Annotated in this window: 20 protein-coding genes; 12 read left to right on the top strand and 8 right to left on the bottom strand. The window is 68.7% G+C overall.

The window, feature by feature from the left end:
• Positions 1-30: 30 nt before the first annotated feature.
• Positions 31-1701: a glycoside hydrolase family 13 protein gene (locus D514_RS36130; RefSeq protein ID WP_017831291.1), complete on the bottom strand. Its 1671-nt coding sequence runs from the start codon at positions 1699-1701 to the stop codon at positions 31-33.
• A gap of 225 nt (positions 1702-1926) precedes the next feature.
• Between D514_RS36130 and D514_RS36135 the strand changes: the two genes are divergently transcribed.
• Complete coding sequence (locus D514_RS36135; protein WP_017831292.1) at positions 1927-2355, top strand: DUF1761 domain-containing protein; 429 nt, start codon at positions 1927-1929, stop codon at positions 2353-2355.
• A gap of 189 nt (positions 2356-2544) precedes the next feature.
• The gene (locus D514_RS36140) at positions 2545-3810 is read left to right on the top strand and encodes a hypothetical protein (RefSeq protein ID WP_017831293.1); all 1266 of its coding nucleotides are present in this window, start codon (positions 2545-2547) and stop codon (positions 3808-3810) included.
• Positions 3811-3817: 7 nt separating this feature from the next.
• On the opposite strand, the gene purQ is transcribed toward D514_RS36140, so the two are convergent.
• From purQ to D514_RS36155, 3 genes are all read right to left on the bottom strand, one after another.
• Complete coding sequence (purQ, locus tag D514_RS36145) at positions 3818-4525, bottom strand: phosphoribosylformylglycinamidine synthase subunit PurQ (RefSeq protein ID WP_017831294.1); 708 nt, start codon at positions 4523-4525, stop codon at positions 3818-3820.
• The gene (gene purS / locus D514_RS36150; RefSeq protein WP_017831295.1) at positions 4522-4770 is read right to left on the bottom strand and encodes a phosphoribosylformylglycinamidine synthase subunit PurS; all 249 of its coding nucleotides are present in this window, start codon (positions 4768-4770) and stop codon (positions 4522-4524) included. The genes purQ and purS overlap by 4 nt, the downstream gene beginning before the upstream one ends.
• A gap of 104 nt (positions 4771-4874) precedes the next feature.
• Positions 4875-5408, bottom strand: a complete 534-nt coding sequence (locus D514_RS36155; protein ID WP_017831296.1) for an adenine phosphoribosyltransferase — start codon at positions 5406-5408, stop codon at positions 4875-4877.
• Between the two features lie 135 nt (positions 5409-5543).
• Here D514_RS36155 and D514_RS36160 point away from each other — a divergent pair, with 135 nt between their 5' ends.
• The 5 genes from D514_RS36160 to D514_RS36180 all read left to right on the top strand — a co-directional run bounded on the left by D514_RS36160 (position 5544) and on the right by D514_RS36180 (position 11476).
• Positions 5544-6854, top strand: coding sequence for an ABC transporter substrate-binding protein (locus D514_RS36160; RefSeq protein WP_017831297.1), 1311 nt, complete (start codon positions 5544-5546; stop codon positions 6852-6854).
• Positions 6855-6951: 97 nt separating this feature from the next.
• Positions 6952-8013, top strand: a complete 1062-nt coding sequence (locus D514_RS36165) for a carbohydrate ABC transporter permease (RefSeq protein ID WP_017831298.1) — start codon at positions 6952-6954, stop codon at positions 8011-8013.
• Positions 8010-8900 carry a carbohydrate ABC transporter permease gene (locus D514_RS36170; protein WP_017831299.1) on the top strand — a complete coding sequence of 297 codons (891 nt, stop codon included), beginning with the start codon at positions 8010-8012 and terminating at the stop codon, positions 8898-8900. The genes D514_RS36165 and D514_RS36170 overlap by 4 nt, the downstream gene beginning before the upstream one ends.
• 5 nt (positions 8901-8905) lie before the next feature.
• Positions 8906-10336, top strand: a complete 1431-nt coding sequence (locus D514_RS36175) for a GH1 family beta-glucosidase (protein WP_017831300.1) — start codon at positions 8906-8908, stop codon at positions 10334-10336.
• Positions 10337-10480: 144 nt separating this feature from the next.
• Positions 10481-11476, top strand: coding sequence for a LacI family DNA-binding transcriptional regulator (locus tag D514_RS36180; RefSeq protein ID WP_017831301.1), 996 nt, complete (start codon positions 10481-10483; stop codon positions 11474-11476).
• Between the two features lie 203 nt (positions 11477-11679).
• Here D514_RS36180 and D514_RS36185 read toward each other — a convergent pair whose 3' ends face one another.
• On the bottom strand, positions 11680-12498 hold the full coding sequence (locus D514_RS36185; RefSeq protein ID WP_017831302.1) for a M57 family metalloprotease: 819 nt from the start codon (positions 12496-12498) through the stop codon (positions 11680-11682).
• 237 nt (positions 12499-12735) lie between these two features.
• Entirely contained in the window at positions 12736-13374 is a 639-nt protein-coding gene (locus D514_RS36190; RefSeq protein ID WP_017831303.1) for a GntR family transcriptional regulator, read from the bottom strand.
• 173 nt (positions 13375-13547) lie between these two features.
• Between D514_RS36190 and D514_RS36195 the strand changes: the two genes are divergently transcribed.
• From D514_RS36195 to D514_RS36210, 4 genes are read left to right on the top strand one after another with little or no spacing between them, the layout of a single operon-like run.
• Positions 13548-14825 carry an NRAMP family divalent metal transporter gene (locus D514_RS36195; RefSeq protein ID WP_017831304.1) on the top strand — a complete coding sequence of 426 codons (1278 nt, stop codon included), beginning with the start codon at positions 13548-13550 and terminating at the stop codon, positions 14823-14825.
• A gap of 4 nt (positions 14826-14829) precedes the next feature.
• Complete coding sequence (locus D514_RS36200; protein ID WP_017831305.1) at positions 14830-15597, top strand: LamB/YcsF family protein; 768 nt, start codon at positions 14830-14832, stop codon at positions 15595-15597.
• Positions 15598-15616: 19 nt separating this feature from the next.
• A complete protein-coding gene (locus tag D514_RS36205; protein ID WP_017831306.1) occupies positions 15617-17206 on the top strand; it encodes an urea amidolyase family protein in 1590 nt (529 codons plus the stop codon).
• Positions 17203-18942: a biotin carboxylase N-terminal domain-containing protein gene (locus tag D514_RS36210; RefSeq protein ID WP_017831307.1), complete on the top strand. Its 1740-nt coding sequence runs from the start codon at positions 17203-17205 to the stop codon at positions 18940-18942. Before D514_RS36205 ends, D514_RS36210 begins: the two co-directional genes overlap by 4 nt.
• A gap of 98 nt (positions 18943-19040) precedes the next feature.
• Here D514_RS36210 and D514_RS36215 read toward each other — a convergent pair whose 3' ends face one another.
• Both D514_RS36215 and D514_RS36220 read right to left on the bottom strand, forming a co-directional pair.
• Positions 19041-20369, bottom strand: coding sequence for a uracil-xanthine permease family protein (locus D514_RS36215; RefSeq protein WP_017831308.1), 1329 nt, complete (start codon positions 20367-20369; stop codon positions 19041-19043).
• 236 nt (positions 20370-20605) lie between these two features.
• A complete protein-coding gene (locus D514_RS36220; RefSeq protein ID WP_017831309.1) occupies positions 20606-21484 on the bottom strand; it encodes a phosphoribosylaminoimidazolesuccinocarboxamide synthase in 879 nt (292 codons plus the stop codon).
• A gap of 75 nt (positions 21485-21559) precedes the next feature.
• Between D514_RS36220 and D514_RS36225 the strand changes: the two genes are divergently transcribed.
• On the top strand, positions 21560-22108 hold the full coding sequence (locus D514_RS36225; protein WP_017831310.1) for a GNAT family N-acetyltransferase: 549 nt from the start codon (positions 21560-21562) through the stop codon (positions 22106-22108).
• Positions 22109-22129: the final 21 nt, after the last annotated feature.

Below are 22129 nucleotides of genomic sequence, written 5' to 3' on the forward strand. Positions count from 1 at the left end.
AGCGGCAGGAATCGCGACCGAAAGGGCCTGTCAGGCCTGGAGTGCGGTGGTGTACCAGACGGCGGTGTCGACCGGGACCGATGCGCCTTCGAACGGCTGGCTCTGCAGGATCACGAGGGCATCGGCCGGCAGATCGATCGGCGCGGTGCCGAGGTTCGCGACCACGTGCACGTCACCGCGGCGGAAGGCCACCGCGTCGGAACCGGCGTCCTCCCACACCAGCGAGCCGCTGCCGAAGCCGTGCTCACGACGAGCAGCCAGCAGACGCTTGTACAGCGCGAGCGTCGACGAGGGGTCGACCTCCTCGACGTCGCGGGCGTAGGCCGACCAGTCGGCGGGCTGCGGGAGCCACGAGAGACCGGTGTCGTTGAAGCCGAAGGCCGGAGCCTCCGCCTCCCAGGGCAGCGGCACGCGGCATCCGTCGCGTCCGTAGCGCTCACCGTTCGTGCGGAACCAGGTCGGGTCCTGACGGTACTCGTCCGGGATCTCCATGGCTTCGGGCAGCCCGAGCTCTTCGCCCTGGTACAGGTACGAGGAACCGGGCAGCGCCAGCATGAGCGTGGTCGCGGCGCGGGCGCGTGCCAATCCGATCGCAGTGTCCGGCTTGTTCGGGGTGTTCGGGCCGATGCCCTCGCCCTGGGGGTTCTCGGCGGTCAGCGCGAGGCGCGAGGCGTGGCGCACGACGTCGTGGTTCGACAGCACCCAGGTGCTGGGGGCGCCCACCGCGCCGAAGTCATCGAGGGACTCGCGGATGACATCGCCCAGCGCCTTCGCATCCCACGGCGTCATCAGATACGGGAAGTTGAAGGTCTGGTGCATCTCGTCCGGACGCACCCAGAGAGCGGTCTGCTTGAGCGTCGGCATCCAGGCCTCGCCGCACAGCGCGCGGTCGCCGTCGTACTCGGCGAGCACCTTGTGCCAGTCGCGGTAGATGTCGTGCACGCCGTCCTGACCCCAGTACGGCACGTTCGACTCGCCGCCGCCCATGGAGTCGGCATCGCTCGGGGGCGTGTAGTCGGGCAGGCCGTCGGCCTTGATCATGCCGTGCGCCACGTCGACGCGGAAGCCGTCGACACCGCGGTCGAGCCAGAAGCGCAGGATGGAGCGGAACTCCTCGCGCACCTCTTCGTTGGTCCAGTCGAAGTCGGGCTGCGTGGCGTCGAAGATGTGCAGGTACCACTGACCGGGGGTGCCGTCGGCCTCGACGACGCGCTCCCACATGCCGCCGCCGAACACCGACTCCCAGTTGTTCGGCGGGAGCTCGCCGTTCTCGCCCTTGCCGTCGCGGAAGATGTAGCGCGCGCGCTCGGGGCTTCCCGGCGCGGCCTTCAGCGCCTGCTGGAACCAGACGTGCTGGTCGGAGGAGTGGTTCGGCACCAGGTCGACCACCACGCGGATGTTGCGCGCGTGGGCCGCTTCGAGCATGTCGTCGAAGTCGGCGAGCGTGCCGAACAGCGGGTCGACGTCGCGGTAGTCGGCCACGTCGTAGCCGGCGTCACGCTGCGGGCTGGTCATGAACGGGCTCAGCCAGATCGCGTCGACGCCGAGCTCCTGCAGGGCGTCGAGACGGCTCGTGATGCCCGGCAGGTCGCCGATGCCGTCACCCGAGGCATCCGCGAAGGAGCGGGGGTAGATCTGGTAGATGACGGCGCTGCGCCACCACTCGGAACCGGGGGCTGCGATCTGCTCAAGCTGTGCCATGGGAACAGGCTAGTGCAAACGCTTACATTCATGCCAGAGCGGGGATCGAATCGGTTCGGTGAGGGGAGCCACGCGTGGGCGTGCGGGCGTTTGCAGGAGGATTCGCCGGATGCATGAGCTCTTCGCCCGCGGGGTCATGCATCCGTCACGGTCTCAGGCCGGTGTCGCCGACGGCGCGATCGCCCGCGGGGAGTAGGGTGAGGCATCCGATGAGTGGAGGCTGTCATGGTTCCCGAGATCAACTACTGGGCGGTCCTGCTGGCCACCGCGTCGAGCATGATCGTCGGCTCGATCTGGTACGCACCGAAGGTGTTCGGCACGCGGTGGTCGAAGCTCGCGAACGTCGACATGGATCGTCCGGCGGCGACGGCGGTCTGGCCCATCATCACCACCGTCATCGTGAGCTTCATCACGGCGTGGGTGCTCGCCGGAGCCTCCTCGATCGCGTGGCACTTCTACGGCGGATCGTACTTCTGGGGTGCCGTCGTCACCGCGGTGACGCTGTGGGCGGGCTTCACTGCCGCCCGTTTCATCACGCATGACGCGTTCGAGGGGCGCTCGACCAGGCTCACCACCCTGAACATCGCTCACGAACTGGTGACCGTCGTCGTCATGGCGCTCATCATCGGCGTCTGGCCGTCGGCGCTCGCCTAGCGCACCGCCCGGACTCCGGGGATCGGGGGACCGGTCGGCTGATCGGCGCGCATCGGATTCGCCGATGGGAGAGGCATCCCTAGACTTTCGCCGCTTCTGCGGTCTCGACGGGGCTGTCAGTGTGGGTCTCGTGGCCTCAGGGCCGCCCGCGTGGTCCTGACGGCGCGCGGCTCTGACCGAGGGGTCCCGATGTCCGGTTCTTCGCGCCGATCGGCGCCGTGGGCGATCGCCGCAGCGCTCGTCGCCGCGGCGGTGCTCGTGGGAGCGGCTCCTGCCGCCTGGGGTGCCATCCGTCCGGCAGACGACCAGGGCTCCGGGGCGGGCGCTCCGGATGCCGCGCAGTCCGTCGCGCTGGCGTACGAGTTCCTGGATGCGCGCGTCGACCAGTTCTGCGACGGGGCCGGTCACTGCCTGCCGCGCAGCTACGAGGGCGGATTCTTCACCACTCCGAGTTGGGACTTCACCCCCTCGTTCGTCTACGACGACGCGCTCGTGATCATCGCCTACACTGCGCGCGGCCTTCCGGATGATCTCCGTCGCGCGCGGGCGATCGGCGACACGCTCCTCTTCGTGCAGGACAACGACCCGATCGGCGACGGCCGCACCCGGGCGTCGTACGAGCCGCACGGAATCCGTCAGGGGCGAGTGGAGATCACCGGTCCCGGTTCGTTCACAGGGAATCAGGCATGGGTCGGGCTGGCCCTCACGCGTCTCGCGCATGCCACGGGGGATCAGCGGTACCTCGACGGGGCGCTGCGTGTGGGGCAGTGGATCCAGGACAACACGGCCGACGTGGTCAGGGTCCCGTACGGCTACACCGGCGGTCAGCTCGAGGACGGCACGTCGCTGAGCTGGAAGTCCACCGAGCACAACAGCGATGTGTCGGGGTTCTTCACGCAGCTGGCAGAGCTCACGGGGGACCCGGTGTGGTCGGAGAGAGCGGCCGTGGCGGCCGACTTCGTCGCGGCGATGCAGAGCGCCGACGGCCATGTGAACACCGGCACGGGACTCGACGGCTCGACCGTCAACACCCGCCCGATCCCCCTGGACGCCCAGACGTGGAGCTCACTCGCCACCGGCGATCCGCGCTACGGCGCCGCTCTGGACTGGACACTCGCGAACCTGATCGCGACCGATGGCCCGTACACGGGGCCGTCGATCAGCGAGGTCGACGTGTCCAAGGCATGGTTCGAGGGTGGCGGGCACCTGGCTCTCGCCCTCAAGCTGCGCGACGGAGCGGGCGACGCCGATCGCGCCGAGACGCTGCTGAGCAGTATCCGTCTGGCGCAGCGCGACGCGCCCAACGGCGACGGCAAGGGCATCGTCGCGACCTCGAACGACGGCCTCGACTCCGGATTCGGCGACCTCTACTACGCCAGCCTGCACACCGGTGCGACCGCGTGGTACCTGCTGGCGGCAGCCGGGGACAACCCCTTCGCTCTGCCGGTCGAGTGACCCGGGGTTACGCGGCGACGCGGGCGACCGCGGCGATGGCGCTCGTGAAGAAGTCGAGTCCGTCGACACCGCTGCGCATGGCGACGGAGGTGTCGGGGCCGAATCCTGCCTCGGTGGCGTGCTCGGGGTGCGGCATCAGGCCGACCACGTTTCCGGCTTCGTTGGTGAGGCCGGCGATGTCGCGCAGCGACCCGTTCGGGTTGACCCCGGCGTAGCGGAAGGCGACGAGACCCTCGCCCTCGATGCGGTCGAGGGTCTGCTCGTCGGCGATGTAGCCGCCGTCGGCGTTCTTGAGGGGGATCACGATCTCCTGGCCCTTGCGGAACGCATTGGTCCAGGCGGTGTCGGAGTTCTCCACCGTGAGCCGCTGGTCGCGGCGCACGAAGTGCTGGTGGTTGTTGCGGATCAGGCCGCCGGGGAGCAGATGCGCCTCGACGAGCATCTGGAAGCCGTTGCAGATGCCGAGCACGGGCATGCCCTTCGCCGCGGCGTCCTTGACCTCGCTCATGATCGGCGAGAGCGCGGCGATCGCACCGGCGCGCAGGTAGTCGCCGTAGCTGAAGCCGCCGGGGAGGACGAGCGCGTCGACGCCCTCGAGGTCATGCGAGCCGTGCCACAGCGCGACGGGCTCGGCGCCGGCGATGCGCACGGCGCGCTGTGCGTCGCGGTCGTCGAGCGAGCCGGGGAAGGTGATGACGCCGATGCGGACGGTCACTCGGCGACCTCGATGCCGACGACATCCTCGATCACGGAGTTGGAGAGCACCTCGTCGGCGATGCGCTTGGCCTCGGCGAGAACCTCGTCGGTGACCTCGCCCTCGACGGTGAGCTCGAAGCGCTTGCCGATGCGCACGTCGGTGAAGCCCTCGACGCCGAGGCGGGCGAAGGCGCCGGAGACGGCCTTCCCCTGCGGGTCGAGCAGTTCGGGCTTGGGCATGACGTCGACGACGATGGTGGGCATGAACGGCTCCGGGAGTCGCGGGCGGACGGGCGCACCCAGTCTACTGCTCCGGGCCCGCGCTCTTTCCCGGCGCGTGTGCGCGACTGTGCGAAGCGGAAGACCGACTACGCGGAGTGGAAGACGGTGTGCAGGTCACCGACCGCTTCGCGGCCGCCGAGGCCGTCGATCTCGAAGAGCACCGAGATGCCGACGACATGACTTCCGAGGCGCTCGACGAGTTCGCGCCCCGCGGCGAGGGTTCCTCCGGTGGCGAGCACGTCGTCGATGAGCAGCACGCGGGATCCGGCCGGCAGATCGTCGTGCATCTCGATCGTGGCGGTGCCGTATTCGAGGGCGTAGTCGACGGATGCCGCGGGGCGGGGGAGCTTGCCGGCCTTGCGGATCGGGATGAGTCCTACGCCTGCGGCGATGGCGGCGGCGCTGGCGAGGATGAACCCTCGCGCCTCGATGCCCGCGATCACGTCGAACTGGCCGGCGAAGGGCTCGATGATCGCCTCGGTCGTCACTCGGAGGGCCTCGGCGTCGGCGAGGAGCGGCGTGATGTCGCGGAAGATGATGCCCGGCTGCGGGTAGTCCGGCACATTGCGGATCAGGGCTTCGGCGCGGACGAGGGCGGGGGACAGGGTGGCTTCGGGCACTGCCCAAGGGTACCCCGCGTCGGTCGGGTTGACACCGTGGGAGCGCTCCCATAGAGTGACTGGTCAGTCCGTGGGAGCGCTCCCACGACGCCCCGAAGCACCACACACCGCACGACCACCACAAAGGAGTGAACTGTGAACACACGTGCCCGCCACCGGATCCTCGTGACTGCCGCCGTGGCATCCGTCTCTGCCCTCGCCCTCGCCGGCTGCTCCGGAAACACGGGAGATTCCGGGGAAGGAAGCGCCGACGAACAGGTGACACTGACCGTCACCACGTTCGGCACCTTCGGCTACGAAGACCTCTACAAGGAGTACGAGAAGGCGCACCCGAACGTCAAGATCGAGGCGACCAACATCGACACCGGCGGCAACGCCCGCACCGATGCGTTCACCAAGATCGCCGCCGGTTCCGGCCTCAGCGACGTGGTCGCGATCGAGGAGGGCTGGCTCGGCGCCATCATGGACGTCTCGGACACGTTCGTCGATCTGCGCGACTACGGCATCGAAGACCGCAAGGACGACTGGGTCGACTGGAAGTACGGTCAGGCGACCGACGCCGAGGGTCGCGTCATCGGATACGGCACCGACATCGGCCCGAGCGGCATCTGCTACAACGGCGCTGCTTTCGAGGCGGCGGGGCTCCCGAGCGACCGCGAATCGGTGGCCGAGCTGCTGAACGGAGACTGGGAGAACTACTTCGCGGTCGGCGCCGACTACACCGCGAAGACCGGCAAGGCCTGGTACGACCACTCCGGCTTCGTCTGGAACGCCATGGTCAACCAGCTGGACGAGGGGTACTACGCCGCCGACGGCACGTTGAACGTCGAGGACAACGCCGAGCTCAAGGAGCGCTTCGAGCTCCTGGGCGCCGCGACCGAGGGCGGCCAGTCCGCCGCGCAGACGGCGTGGGACTGGAACGGCGGCAAGTCGTTCGTCGACGGGACCTTCGCGACGTTCGTGTGCCCGGGCTGGATGCTCGGCGTCGTGCAGGGGCAGGTCGAAGCCGGCGGCGGAGACGCATCGACCGGATGGGACTTCGCGGACGTGTTCCCCGGAGGCGCAGCCAACTGGGGCGGTGCGTTCCTGTCGATCCCGGAGTCGTCGCAGCACAAGAAGGCGGCCGCGGAGCTCGCCGACTGGCTGACGCAGCCCGAGCAGCAGGTGAAGCAGTCCGCTGCTGCCGGCAACTTCCCCTCGACGATCAAGGCGCAGGAGACGCTCGCGGCCGACGCGACGCCGAACGCCTTCTTCAACGACGCCCCGACCGGTGCGATCCTCGCCGAGCGCGCCAAGGGCGTCGTGGCCCAGTTCAAGGGTGCCGATGACTCGGTCATCCAGGAGAACGTCTTCGGCCCGGCGCTCAGCAGCCTCGATCGCCGCGAGACCGACACCCAGGGCGCCTGGGACCAGGCCGTCGGTCTGCTGAACGACCTCGTCGGCTGACATCCCCCTTCCGGTCGCAGTTCCTGTCTCCTCGCCCCACGGTCGGCGACAGGAACTGCGACCGGAACTCCTCGGAACTCCGGGACAAGGACACCCCATGACTCTCATCGCCCCGCCCGCGGAAAGCCGCGAGAAGGCAGCCCCGGCGAAGGATGCGCCGTCGAAGCGCTCCTGGCGCCACCGCGTCTCACGGTTCGACCAGAACGCTTCACCGTACTTCTACATCTCGCCGTTCTTCCTGCTGTTCGGGCTGGTGGGCCTGTTCCCCCTGCTCTACACGGTCTGGGTCGCCGTGCACGAGTGGGATCTGCTGAAGGGCGAGGGGGAGTTCGTCGGGGTCGGCAACTTCGTCGAGATCCTCGGCGATGCGATGTTCTGGAACTCGATCGGCAACACCCTGAGCATCTTCCTGCTCTCCGCGATCCCGCAGCTGGCCGTGGCCCTCGTGATCGCCTACCTGCTCGACCGCGGCCTGCGGGCGCCGACCTTCTGGCGGATGAGCGTGCTGATCCCGTTCGTCGTGACCCCGGTCGCCGTCGCCATCATCTTCTCGAGCATCTTCAACGAGGCCGACGGCCTGGCCAACAATCTCCTCAACCTCATCGGCATCGCCGACCAGGAGTGGAAGCACAACACCGCGCTGTCGCACATCGCGATCGCGGTCATGGTGAACTTCCGCTGGACGGGCTACAACGCCCTGATCCTGCTGGCTGCGATGCAGGCCGTGCCGCGCGACCTGTACGAGTCCGCGGCGCTCGACGGGGCGGGAGCCGCGCGACGCTTCTTCTCCATCACGATCCCCACGATCCGTCCGACCCTGATCTTCGTCATCATCACCGCGACGATCGGCGGGCTGCAGATCTTCGCCGAGCCGCGTCTGTTCGACGTGTCGACCGCGGGCGGCATCGGCGGCAGCGACCGGCAGTTCCAGACGACGGTGCTGTTCCTGTGGGAGCTGGCGTTCTTCCGACGAAACCTCGGAGAGGCGTCCGCCGTCGCGATCCTGCTGTTCCTGCTGATCGTCGGGATCGGTGTGATCAACTTCCTCATCTCCCGACGGATCTCCACCGGAGACGCCCCTAAGAGCCGTGCGGCCCGTCGCCGCGCGCGCACCGCCGGATCGACGATCGCCACCACGACCGAGGAGAACGCGCGATGACCGCCACCCAGGCGCTGAGCGTCCCCGAGAACATCCGCCGGCGTCGAGCCGTCGCCGGCGGTACCGCCGGCATCGGCAGCCGCCCCGGCTTCCTCACCTACGGCCTCTTGGCCGCGTTCATCATCGGCAGCGTCTACCCGCTGTGGTGGTCGGTCGTGGTCGCCAGCGGCACGAACGCGACGCGAGGTGAGACGCTCCCGCTGATCCCCGGCGGCAATTTCCTCGCCAATGCGGCACGGGTGTTCGACGCGATCCCGTTCTGGCTCGCCCTCGGCAACTCGTTCCTCATCTCGGGCATCATCACGCTCTCGGTCGTGACGTTCTCGACGCTCGCGGGCTACGCCTTCGCGAAGCTGCGCTTTAAGGGCCGCGACGGACTGATGATCTTCGTCATCGCGACGATGGCGATCCCGACGCAGCTGGGCATCATCCCGTTGTTCATGCTGATGCGCGAGCTCGGCTGGACCGGATCGATCGGTGCGGTCATCGTGCCGACGCTGGTCACCGCGTTCGGCGTGTTCTTCATGCGGCAGTACCTGGTAGACGTCATCCCGGACGAGCTGATCGAGGCCGCGAGGATGGACGGCGCGAACCAGTTCCGCACCTTCCTGACCGTCGGGCTCCCCGCCGCCCGGCCGGCCATGGCGATCCTCGGACTCTTCACGTTCATGACCGCGTGGACCGACTACCTGTGGCCGCTCATCGTGCTCTCCCCGCAGAACCCGACCCTGCAGACGGCGCTCAGCCAGCTGCAGTCCGGGTACTACATCGACTACTCGATCGTGCTCGCCGGCGCGGTGCTCGCGACCCTCCCGCTGCTCGTGCTCTTCGTGGTCGCCGGACGCCAGCTGGTCAGTGGCATCATGGCGGGCGCGGTGAAAGGATGACCCCTATGACCCGCTCCTTCCCCGAGAACTTCCTGTTCGGCGCCGCGACCGCCGCCTACCAGATCGAGGGGGCGGCGTTCGAGGACGGACGCACCGCATCCATCTGGGATGCCTTCTCGCGTGAGCCGGGTGCCGTGGTCGGTGCGGAGAACGGCGATGTGGCCTGCGATCACTATCACCGCTACCCGCAGGACGTGGCGCTCATGAAGCAGCTCGGCCTGCAGACGTATCGTTTCTCGACGTCGTGGTCGCGGGTGCGCCCCGACGGGGGAGCGGTGAACGCGGCCGGTGTCGACTTCTACGAGCGCCTGGTCGACGAACTGCTCAGCGCCGACATCCTCCCCTGGCTGACGCTGTACCACTGGGACATGCCGCAGGCGCTGCAGGAGGCGGGCGGCTGGACCAATCGCGACACCGTCGACCGGTTCCTGGAGTACGCCGGCACCATGCACGATGCTCTCGGCGATCGCGTGAACGTGTGGACCACGCTGAACGAGCCGTGGTGCTCATCGTTCCTCTCCTACACCGCAGGCGAGCACGCACCGGGGCACACCAGCATCGCGGAAGGTCTGCTCGCCTCGCACCACCTGCTGCTCGCGCACGGCAAGACGGTGCAGGAGCTCCGTGGACGTGATGCCTCGCTCAACCTCGGCATCACCCTGAACCACACGGTCGCCGACCCCGCCGATCCGCAGAATCCGGCCGACATCGACGCGGCCCGGCGCGTGGACGGACAGTTCAACCGCTGGTTCCTCGACCCGATCTACCGCGGCAGCTACCCGGCCGACATCGTCGACGACATCCGCGCGGTCGACGCCGAGGCTGTCGCACGGTTCGAGGCGGCGGTCCATGACGGCGACCTCGAGACCATCTCTCAGCACATCGACACGCAAGGGGTGAACTACTACCACGGCGACCTCGTCTCGGGCACGGCGCCGGTCGAAGGGCCCGTCTCCGCGGAGCCCGAGACCGAGCGAGTGCGGCGCAGCCCCTATCCGTCGAGCGACGACATCCATGCGGTCGAGCGGGGCCTGCCGCGCACGGCGCAGAACTGGGAGGTGCAGCCCGAGGGTCTCACCCGGGTGCTGCAGCGCGTCTGGGCCGAGTACGCCGAGCCCGCGGGCACCGTGCTCTACATGACCGAGAACGGCGCAGCCTACGACGACGTCGTGGTGGTCGAAGACGGCGAGACGCGCGTGCACGATGCCGACCGCACCGAGTTCCTGCGACTGCATCTCGGCGCGGTGCTCGACGCCGCGGAGGCGGGTGTGGACGTGCGTGGCTACTTCTACTGGTCGCTGTTCGACAACTTCGAGTGGGCGTGGGGTTACGACAAGCGCTTCGGCATCGTCCGCGTCGACTACGACACCCAGGAGCGCACCCTCAAGGACTCGGGGCGGGAGTACGCGCGCATCATCGGCGACCGCGCGCTCTGATGAGCGCGTCGCTCCCGATTCGCATCGTCGGAGCGGTCCCGTCCGGGGGGTCGAGAGGCGACAGTTTGCACGACGCGGAGGGGGAGTGTCGTCGCAGCCCGCGCCGACCGGTGAGAATAGGGCGATGGAAGAGTGCGTACGCTGATGTCGCCCCGAGCGACCATCGAAGAGGTGGCATCCGCCGCCGGTGTCTCCCGATCGACGGTGTCGCGCGTCGTGAACGGGTCGACCGCCGTGAGTCCGGAGGCCCTCGCCGCCGTGCGCGCCGCGATCGACGAGCTGAACTACGTGCCCAACCGCGCGGCACGCTCCCTCGCCTCCCGGCAGACGCACGCGATCGCCCTGATCGTGCCGGAGGACACCACCCGCTTCTTCGGCGACCCGTTCTTCGCGGCCATCGTCGCCGGGATCACGGGAGCACTCGGCGGCTCGGACTACCTGCTCAACTTGCTCATCGCGAGCGATGACCCCGGCGACAAGATGACCAGCTTCGTACGCAACGGCGGCGTCGACGGCGCGTTGATCGTGTCGCATCACACGAGCGACGCGTTCGTCGATCGGATCGCGGATGCCGTGCCGGTCGTCTTCGGCGGACGCCCCGTGCGTCGACGCGACGGCGACTACGTCGTCGACGTCGACAACGTGGCCGGAGCGAAGAACGCCACCCGCCGCCTGATCGACATCGGGCGCACGCGCATCGCCACGATCTCGGGTCCGCTCACGATGGTCGCCTCGGAAGATCGTGTGCAGGGGTTCCGCGCGGCTCTCGCTGATGCCGGACTCACCCCGTATGCGGAGGAGGAAGGCGACTACAGCGAGTCGAGCGGAGCGGAAGCCGCCAGGCGGCTGCTCGACGGCGGACGACCGGATGCGATCTTCGTCGCGAGCGACCTGATGGCTCGTGGCGCACTGACGGCACTGCGCTCAGCGGGTGTGCGCGTGCCGGAGGACATCGCCCTGGTCGGTTTCGACGACTCCTCGGTCGCCATCACCACCGATCCGCAGCTGACCACGATGCGTCAGCCGATGTACGCGCAGGGTGAGGCGATGGCCCGGGTCCTGCTGTCGCGACTGGCAGGCGAAGAGCCGCCGACCACGACGATCCTGCCGACCGAGCTGGTGATCCGCGCCTCCGCCTGAGTGGTCGCGCCGGTGGGCGCCCTGCGGCGGAGGGGATGAACACGGCTGTGGCCCTGGCGCCCCCTCCGGGCCAGGCCCACAGCCGTGGGTCGGTGTCGGCTGAGCCCGGCGTCGTTCGTCGCGCGTGACGAACAGTACGGACGCGGGGCCCGGTCGTGAACGACCGGGCCCCGCTGATTCCGACAGGGTTCGAGTGGACGGTGTCAGTTTCCGTAGAGTGCGACGACTCCGGCGGTGTCGACGCTCGTCATCGACAGATCGGCGGATGATCCGTTGCACTGCGGGTAGTGCATGATCGACGACGAGTCATACGGCGTCAGCGGACGCCAGTTGTTGTCCTCGAAGCAGGTGCCGGCCTCGGGGCGGGTGTGCTCATGGCGGAAGCCGAGCACGTGGCCGAGCTCATGACCCAGCACATTCGTCGGGGTCCAGGACGAGCCCGGGGTCCAGATCGAGTCGTCGATGAGGACGTTCTGCAGGCGCGGCGCCGTGCTGGGGAAGAAGGCTCGGGCGATGTACTGCGTCGTCTGCACGGGCTCCACGGAGAAGAGGACGGCGTTGTTGCGCGTCGTGCAGTTGGCATCGGCGCTGCTGTCGTAGATGAAGTCGATCTTCGAGGATGCGGCCTCCCAGAGCGCGGCGCCGCTTTCCATCGCGCTCACGACGTCGGCGTGACGTGCACCGAATGCCGTGCTGACGCAATAGGTGAGAGCACTCGCCTGCGCGTCGGACCACTTGTCGTCGATGCTGTTGACCGTGTTGACGATGAGGCCGTTGGTCACGGGATCGGCGCCCAGGAGCTGTTCGTAGAACGACCGCAGCTCGCCCTGGTTGGAGATCACCTCGTCCCCGTTGACGACGTAGGCTCCGTCGATGTCTCGGTAGGTCGACGCCTCGAACTCCTGGAAGGTGGGGATGTCGTCGGCGTCGGGTGCGGAGTTCGCGGCAGCGGGGATGACCGTGCCGAGGCAGAGCGCAGCAGCCGCGGTAGCGGCGAACGCCAGTTTTCTCGTGAGTCGCAAAGTACTTGTCCTTTTCGATCTGAACGATTCCGCGCGCCCCCTCGGTGCGCGGCCCTCGGGGAGAAAGGCGGGCAACTCTGCGTCGTCGATCGCTCCGAAGTCCGCTCACGGTAACCATGCCTCTCACGGGATCGCAAGGCATCTCCCGGCACGTTCACAGATTTATGCACTCAGGTCAGAAATACCGAATGCTGTTCTGGTCGAACGTGTTTGTCCGACGTCGCGAGAGGTCGGGGGTCAGGGGTGACCCATGCGGGCGAAGGCCCCCAACACGCTGCGCTCGGATGCCGTGAGGTAGCGCTCGAGCTCTTCGGTGGCCGCCTCGGGCCCGCGCTCCAGCAAGGCGGTGAGCACCGCGCGGTTGCGCCGGACGAACGGCTCATGCAGTGATCGCGGCTCGTCGATCTCGAGGAAGACGAGGCGCAGCTCGGCGGCGACGTCTCGGTAGGTGCGGGAGAGGCGTGCGCTGTCGGCGAGGGCGACGATCGCGTCGTGGAAGGCCATGTTGGCGCTGCCGATGCGCCGCCAGTCCTCGTGCGGCAGCTGCTCCTCGGCCTCGGCCAGCGCATCGCGCATGAGCTGTACGGCGGGGTGCTCCGGCTCGGACTGGCGCAGCGCCGTGCACTCGATCACACGGCGGGCGCGGTAGATGTCGATCACGTCGGCGATGGTGGGGGATGCCACCGAGACGCCGCGATGCGGGATGTGTTCGACGAGCCCCTGCTCGGCGAGCACACGGAATGCTTCACGGAGGGTGTTGCGCGAGACGTCGAACTGCTCGGCGAGGGCGGACTCGGACAGTCGCGACCCCGGAGCGAAGTCGCCGTCGATGATGCGCTGTCGGAGCACGTCGGCGAGCACGCCCTGCTGGTTCATGCCTTCATCGTAGGTGGCGCCGTGGTCGGATCGTCTGCGGGTGGCCGTGAGGGATCACACGAAAGCAACCGCTCTGTAGCACGGCCGTAACACGATTGTTGAACAATCGGGTTCTATCCGTTCTACACTGGGGGTCACCCGACACCCACCAACGACGATGGGAATCCCCCCGCATGTCTGAGCAGACCACCGCCTCCCTCTCCCCGGAGGACGAGGCCCGCCTCTCGTCCGCGAAGAAGCGCGCGGGCCGCAGCGCCGTCATCGGCGCGATCTTCCTCATGGCCACCAGCGCCATCGGCCCCGGCTTCATCACGCAGACCGCCACGTTCACGGCGACGATGGGGGCGGCCTTCGCGTTCGCGATCCTCATCTCGATCCTCGTCGACATCGCGGTGCAGCTGAACGTCTGGCGCATGATCACCTCGTCGGGCAAGCGCGCCGGCGAACTCGCCAACAGCGCCATCCCCTTCTCGGGGCACCTGATCGCCGTGCTCGTCGTGATCGGCGGGCTGGCGTTCAACATCGGCAACATCGCCGGTGGTGGGCTCGGACTGAACGCTCTACTCGGAATCGACACCAAGCTCGGCGGCATCGTCACCGCGGCCCTCGCGATCATCATCTTCCTCGTGAAGAAGGCGGGACCGGTGATGGACGTCGTGCTCGTCGTGCTCGGCATCGGCATGATCGTCATGACCGTGGTCGTGGCCGTCATCGCGCAGCCGCCGATCGGCGAGGCCCTGCGCCAGACGTTCGTGCCGGATGAACTGAACTTCGCCACCATCACGACCATCGTCGGCGGAACCGTCGGCGGGTACATCACCTACTCCGGCGCCCACCGCTACCTCGACTCCGGCCACACCGGACCGGAGCACGCCCGCTCCGTGATGCGCGCGGCGACCAACGGCATCCTCGTCACCGGCGTCATGCGCTACGTGCTGTTCCTCGCGATCCTCGGGGTCGTGGCCTCGGGCGTCACGCTCGACCTCTCCGGTCAGGGCGCGAACCCCGCCGGTCAGGCGTTCGGCGCGGTGCTCGGCGATGCCGGACTCCGCATCTTCGGCGCGATCTTCTGGGCCGCCGCGATCAGCTCGGTCATCGGGGCGGCGTACACCTCCGCCACCTTCCTCTCCACCTTCACCACGAAGCTCAAGGGAAGCTGGCCCCTGCAGCTGGCGACCGTCGCCTTCATCGTGGTGTCGCTGGCGGTGTATCTGTCGATCGGCACGGCACCCGCGGCGATCCTCGTCTTCGTCGGCGGTTTCAACGGCCTGATCCTGCCGATCGGACTCACGGTGTTCATGTACATCGGCTGGTTCCGCCGCGACCTGCTCGGCTCGAAGAAGTACCCGATGTGGCTGCTCGTCGCCGGTACGCTCGTGACGCTGCTGACCTGGTACATGGGGATCGTCTCGGTCGGCCCCATCTTCGCCTTCCTCGGAATCGGAGCGTGATCGCATGACGTCGATCGACCTGAACTCGGACCTCGGCGAGAACGTCGCCGACCGGATCGTCAGTGACGATGCGAGCATGCTGCGCCTCGTCACGAGCGCCAACGTGTCATGCGGGTTCCATGCGGGGAGCCCTGAGGGCATCCGCGAGACGCTCGCAGCAGCAGTGCAGGGCGGCGTCGTGATCGGCGCGCATCCCGGCTACCGCGACTACGAGAACTTCGGACGAACGAAGGTCGACATCGACTCGGCCTCGCTGCAGGCGCACGTCGAGTACCAGCTCGGTGCTCTCGTGGGACTCGCCGCCGCTGTCGGCGGGAGGGTCTCATACGTCAAGCCGCATGGTGCGCTCTACAACACGATCGCGCGCGACGAACGGCAGTCGAAGGCCGTCGTGGCGGCGATCCGCGCGATCGATCCGAGCCTGGTGCTGCTGGGACTCTCCGGGGGCGTCGTGCTCGATGTCGCCGCGCGCGCCGGACTCGCGGTCGCCGCGGAGGCCTTCGCCGACCGCGCCTATCAGCCCGACGGGCAGCTGGTGTCGCGTGCCGAGGAGGGGGCGGTGCTGCACGATCCCGACGCGGTCGCGGAGCGCATGGTGCGCCTCGCCTCCGAGGGCGTGATCCGTGCGATCGACGGCACCGACGTACCCGTGGTCGCCCAGTCGATCTGCGTGCACGGCGACAGCCCTGGTTCGGTGGCGATGGCGGCGGCGACCAAGCAGATGCTGCAGGACGCGGGCATCACGATCGCACCGTTCGCGGGCGCACGATGAACACGGAGCACCTCGTCTGATGCGCATCCGCACGGCATCCGATCATGCTCTTCTCGTCGAGGCGGACGACCTCGACCAGGCGATGCGTCTGAACCTCGCCTGGGAGGGCGTTCCCGGCATCGTCGAGCGCATCCCCGGCGCCCGTACCGTGCTCGTGCGCTTCGATCCGCTTCGCGTCTCGGCATCCGACCTTGCGACCGCGCTCGCCGCGACGCCGATCGACACCGCGCATCTGCCAGGCACGGGAGAGGTCACGGTGCCCGTGCGCTACGACGGCGAAGACCTCGAGGAAGCGGCATCTCTGCTGGGCGTGACGGCGGAGGAACTCGTGAACCGGCACCTCGCCGCCCACTGGCGGGTCGCATTCTCCGGATTCGCCCCTGGGTTCGGATACGTCGTGAGCAGCGACCCCCTGTTCGATGTGCCGCGCCGCGCGTCTCCGCGCACCCGTGTGCCCGCCGGATCTGTCGCGCTCGCGGGGGAGTTCACCGGGGTGTACCCGCGCGAGAGCCCCGGCGGATGGCAGCTCATCGGACGCACGGATGCCGCGATGTGGGACATCGACCGGGACCCGCCCGCCCTGCTGTCGCCGGGGACCGCCGTGCGGTTCGAGCGTGTGCGGGACGAGGCTCGGCTGGACCGAACCGGAGGCGCTCCGGCTCCCGCCCGGCGAGCCGTGCCGCAACCCTCCCCCGTCGATGCGGAGGGCACGGTTCGCGGCGCAGAGGCGGCCGTCGAGGTCGTCCGTGCGTCACTGCAGCTGCTGGTGCAGGATGCCGGCCGCTCGGGCTATGCCGCGCTCGGGGTCTCGGCCTCCGGGGTGGCGGACCGCCGGGCGATGCGCGACGCGAACCGCGCAGTGGGCAATACGGCCCTGGCGGCGGTTCTCGAGAGCGTCGGGGGTGTCGTGCTGCGGTTCCGCGGAGCCGGTGTCGCCGCCGTCACGGGGGCTTCCGGCGCGCTCACGCTGGAAGAGGCCGGAGGAGACGTTCGTCCTGTAGCGCACGGCGAGCCCTTCGTCACCGTCGACGGCGACGAACTGACGCTCGCTCACCCCGAGCGCGGGCTGCGGTACGTCATCGCCGTCCGCGGTGGAGTGGATGCGGTCTCGGCCCTCGGCAGTCGTGCCGCCGACACCCTCGCCGGGCTCGGGCCCCTCGCACTGACAGCGGGCACGGTGCTCCCCATCGGCGACGCCGGCCGGTATGCCGTCGACCCGTCTGTCGTCGCCCGCGAGCTCCCCGCCCCCGGCGATCTCGTCGACCTGGAGATCACCCTCGGCCCGCGCGACGACTGGTTCACGACCGCAGCGGTCGAGACCCTCACCGGTCAGGAATGGACCGTCACGCCGCGTTCCGACCGCGTCGGCATCCGACTGCAGGGCCAGGTGCCGCTGGAGCGCGCTCTCGGAGGAGAGATCCCGAGCGAGGGCGCCGTCACCGGTGCGATCCAGGTGCCGCCCGACGGACAGCCGGTCCTGTTCCTGCCCGACCATCCGCTCACCGGCGGATACCCCATCATCGGAGCGCTCACGGATCGCAGTCTCGACCTCGCAGGTCAGCTGGCTCCGGGAGTGCGCCTCCGCTTCACCGTCAAGGAGTCCTCATGACCACCGTGTCGACCGTGCCGACCACGCAGCGGGTCCTGATCGCGAATCGTGGCGAGATCGCGGTGCGCGTCATCCGCGCCTGTGTCGAAGCCGGGTACGCATCCGTCGCGGTCTATGCGGATCAGGATGCCGACGCCCTGCATGTACGTCTGGCCGATGAGGCCGTGGGACTGGGTGGTGTCACCGCCGCCGACACGTATCTCTCCATCGATGCGCTGCTCGCCGCCGCTCGGCAGTCGGGGGCGACCGCCTTGCACCCCGGATACGGATTCCTGTCGGAGAGCGCTGCGTTCGCGCGGGCTGTGGAGGAGGCGGGGCTGGTCTGGATCGGACCGACGCCCGCGAGCATCGACGCGCTCGGCGACAAGATGACCGCCCGCCGTATCGCTCAGCAGGTCGGAGCGCCGCTGGCTGCCGGCACCGATGAGCCGCTGGCCGGGCCCGAGGAGGCCGTGGCGTTCGCCGAGCAGCACGGACTGCCCATCGCGATCAAGGCGGCGTTCGGCGGGGGCGGTCGCGGGCTCAAGGTCGTGCGGGAGCTGTCCGAGGTGGCCGAGGCCTTCGATGCGGCCACCCGTGAGGCGGTAGCGGCGTTCGGCCGGGGGGAGTGCTTCGTCGAGCGCTTCCTCGAGAGCCCGCGACACATCGAGGTGCAGGTGCTCGGTGACGGGCTCGGCGGCGTCGTGGTCGTCGGCGATCGCGACTGCTCGATGCAGCGCCGAAATCAGAAGCTCATCGAGGAGGCGCCGGCTCCCGGCCTCTCCGTCGAGCAGCGCACACGGTTCCACGATGCGGCGCGGTCTATCTGCGGTGAGGTGAGGTATCGCGGGGCGGGCACGGTGGAGTTCCTGCTCGCGGCCGACGGCACCATCTCGTTCCTCGAGGTCAACACCCGACTCCAGGTGGAGCATCCGGTCACCGAGGAGGTCACCGGAACCGACCTCGTGCGCGAGCAGTTCCGCATCGCGTTCGGGGAAGGCCCGTCGATCGTCGAGACACCGAAGCCGGTCGGGCATGCCTTCGAGTTCCGGATCAACGCCGAAGACCCCGGCCGCGGTTTTCTGCCGAGCCCCGGTCGCGTCGAGCGGCTGCGGATCCCCGGCGGCCCTGGTGTGCGCTGGGACAGCGGCATCGAAGAGGGGGATGTGGTGCAGCCGGCGTTCGACTCGATGATCGCCAAGCTCATCGTGCACGCCGAGTCCCGCGACGCGGCCATCGTGCGCGCGCGGCGGGCTCTGCGCGAGCTCACCGTCGATGGCCCGGCGACGGTCATCCAGTTCGACGTGATGGCGCTCGACCACGAGGCGTTCGCCACGGAGTCCTTCGCGGTGCACACGCAGTGGATCGAGAGCGCCCTGCTGCCGAAGCTGGAGACGCAGGCGCGGCCTGCAGTCGTGCCGGATGCTGCTCTGCAGCGCTTCCCCGTCGAGATCGACGGGCGACGGGTCGTGCTCGGACTGCCCGCCGCGATGCTGGCCGGATTCGGCAGGCCGGCCGATCCTGCGGCGGAGGCGTCCTCGACCGACCCGGCAGAACTGCGCGCGCCGGTGCCGGGCACGCTCGTGCGCTGGCTCGTCGACGACGGAGCCGATGTGGCGGAGGGCGACCCGGTCGCGGTCCTCGACGCCATGAAGATGGAGACCACGGTCGCCGCCCACCGGGCAGGGATCCTGTCGCAGCGTGCGGAGCTCGCAGCGGTGGTTCCCGCTGACGCCGTTCTCGCCCTCATCTCCTGAGCAGCCACTCCTGCTCCGGTCGCACTTTCTGTCGTCTTAGAGGCCCGAGAGCGGCAGAAAGTGCGACCGGAGTGCGACCGGAGTATGCGCGGGAGTGATCAGGCGGGGTCTCCGCCGAGCGGGCCGACGGCTTCGAGCGGCTTCGGGTCGTCGGCACCCGTCTTGCGCAGGCGGGCGATCAGGTTGCCCAGGTGGTAGATCAGGATCGCCGCCACCGTGGCGATGACGATGCCGCCGAGCTCGAAGCCGGAGGCCTCGTCCTTGATCATGAACCCGCCGACGGCCATGATGAGCGCGACGGCTGCCGTGTACTGGTTGACCGGGCGCGAGAAGTCGACGCGGTTGTCGACCCAGATCTTGATGCCGATGACGCCGATCAGGCCGTACAGTGCGGTCGTCACGCCGCCGAGCACACCGGCGGGCACCGAGTTGATGACCTCGCCGAACTTGGGGGAGAGGCTGAGCAGGATCGCGGCTGCGCCGGCCACCCAGTAGGCCGCGGTGGAGTACACGCGCGTCGACGCCATCACGCCGATGTTCTCGCCGTAGGTCGTGGTGCCCGATCCGCCGAAGAATCCGGCGAGGGTCGTCGAGACGCCGTCGGCGATCAGCGCCTTGCCGGTCTGCTGGTTCACGGTCGCGTCACCGGTCATGGTCGCGACACCGCGTACGTGTCCGACGTTCTCGGCGATCAGCACGAGGACGACCGGGAGGAACATCGCGAGTGCCGTGAGGGTGCCGGGCTCGGTGAAGTTCGGGAAGGTGAAGGTGGGAAGACCGACCCAGTCGGCCTTCTCCACGGCCGAGAAGTCGAGCTCACCGCGGAACGCCGCGAAGATGTACCCGGCGATGACGCCGAGGAAGATCGAGATGCGTCCGAGGAATCCGCGGAAGACGACGGCGAAGAGGATCGTGATGGCGAGGGTGAACGTCGCGGTCACAGGGGCGGCGGCGTAGTTGTTGTGCGCTGCGCCCGCGAGGTTGAAACCGATGAGCGCGACGATGGTTCCGGCCAGGACCGGCGGGAGGAAACGGTCGACCCACTTCACGCCGACCGTGTGCACCACGACGCCGATGATCGCCAGGAGCACGCCGACCGCGACGATTCCGGCCAGGGCGGTTCCCATGTTCGCGGAGGCGGTCGCAGCGGTGACCGGTGCGATGAAGGCGAACGACGAACCGAGGTAGCTGGGCAGCTTGTTGCGGGTCACGAGAAGGAACAGGATCGTGCCCACGCCGCTGAAGAGCAGCGTGGTGGCGACCGGGAACCCGGTGATGATCGGCACGAGGAACGTGGCGCCGAACATGGCCACGACATGCTGGAGCCCGATCGCGATCGTGGCGGGCCAGTTCAGACGCTCATCGGGACGGACGACGGCGCCGGGCTCGACCGTGCGGCCGTTTCCGTGCAGCTTCCACAGGGCCATGCGGGCTCCTCAAGGTTCGGGGGATGGCAGGAGTGCCGGAGCAACACTACCGATTCCTGAGTTTCCCCTGAACGCTCATCCCTCTCACACCTGCAGGTGTGAGCGACGGATGCATGAGGGGTCCGCGGCCGAGAGTCATGCCTCCGCCTGATCGTCATGCATCCGTGCGGAGGTCCATGCGGAGGTCCGTGCGGAGATCGGGACCCCGGAGATCGGGACCCGGAGATCGGGAGCGCTCAGGCGCCGAGGCGCTCGATCAGCTCGCGGTAGCGGTCGGCGGTGCGTGCGACGATATCTTCCGGGAGCAGCGGCGGCTCGCCCTGCTGATCCCAGTTGGCGGCCATCCAATCGCGCACGATCTGCTTGTCGAAGCTCGCCATCCGCTCGTTCGGCGTTGTGCCGGTGCGCCAGGCCTCCGCATCCCAGTATCGCGAGGAGTCGCTCGTGAGCACCTCGTCGGCCAGGCGCAGGGTGCCGTCGGCATCCGTCCCGAACTCGAACTTGGTGTCGGCGAGGATCAGGCCCTTCTCCTCGGCGATCGCCGCCGCGCGGGCGTAGATCGCGAGGGAGGTGTCGCGCAGCTCGGCCGCGCGCTCGACGCCGACCAGCTCGACGGCGCGCTCGAACGTGATGTTCTCATCGTGCTCGCCCATCGGCGCCTTGTAGGCCGGGGTGAACAGCGGCTCCGGCAGGCGGTCGCCGTTCTGCAGGCCGGCGGGCAGCGGAATGCCGCAGACGGTGCCGCTCTCCTGGTACTCGACCCAGCCCGACCCCGTGATGTAGCCGCGCACGACGCATTCGATCGGCAGCATCTCGAGCGACTGCGCGAGCATAGCCCGATCGGCGACCGCATCCGGGAGCTCGCCCTCGGCGATGTGGTTGGGGAAATCGGAGAGCTGTGCGAACCACCAGCGGCTCAGCCGCGTCAGCAGAGCACCCTTGTCTGTGATGCCGGGGGAGAGCACGAAATCGAAGGCGCTCACGCGGTCGGAGGCGACGACGAGGATGCGAGTGTCCGCAGGATCCTCCGAGGCGTACAGGTCGCGGACCTTGCCCGAGTAGATGTGCCGCCAGCCGGGGATGCTCTGTGCCGTGCCTTCTGAAGGTGTGCTCACCCGCCCATTATCCCGGTTCCCGCGGTCACCGAATGCCGTGGTCCCGGCGTCAGAGGGGCGATCTAGCCTGGTGGCATGACGGACGACATCCTCACGCCGCGTCTTCGGCTCTCGCGTCCGGTCGAGGGCGATCTTGACGCGCTGTTCACGATCTCCGCCGATCCGCGGGTGTGGACGCACTACCCGTCCCTTCGGCACCAGCGGCCTGAAGACACTCGTGCGGGCATGGCGCGCTGGGAGGCGAGCTGGGCTCGCGCCGGGTTGGGATCGTGGGTGGTCCGGTTGCGTTCATCGGGTGAGGTGATCGGAAACGGCGGGTGCACGCTCCTCGGCGACGCGGTCTGGAACCTCGGGTACCGGCTGTCGACCGATCATCACGGGAACGGGTACGCCACCGAACTCGCGTTCGCCGCCGTCGAGCAGGCGCGTGCGGTCGATCCCGACCGCCCCGTGATCGCCTATCTCGTCGAGCACAACCATGCGTCGGCGAAGGTCGCCGAGAAGGTCGGCCTCGAACTCGTGCACAGGGCACCGGATGCGGGCAACCCCGATCCGTCCGTCTGGCGCCTCGTCTACGCGGACCGCCCGCTCGATCCGGCCCACCTCGCAGCCGTGTCGCTGTAGGCGGATCGCGGCTGTTCGCTC

The sequence above is a fragment of the Microbacterium sp. UCD-TDU genome (assembly GCF_000340625.1).
In the GTDB taxonomy this organism is placed as follows: Bacteria; Actinomycetota; Actinomycetes; order Actinomycetales; family Microbacteriaceae; genus Microbacterium; species Microbacterium maritypicum.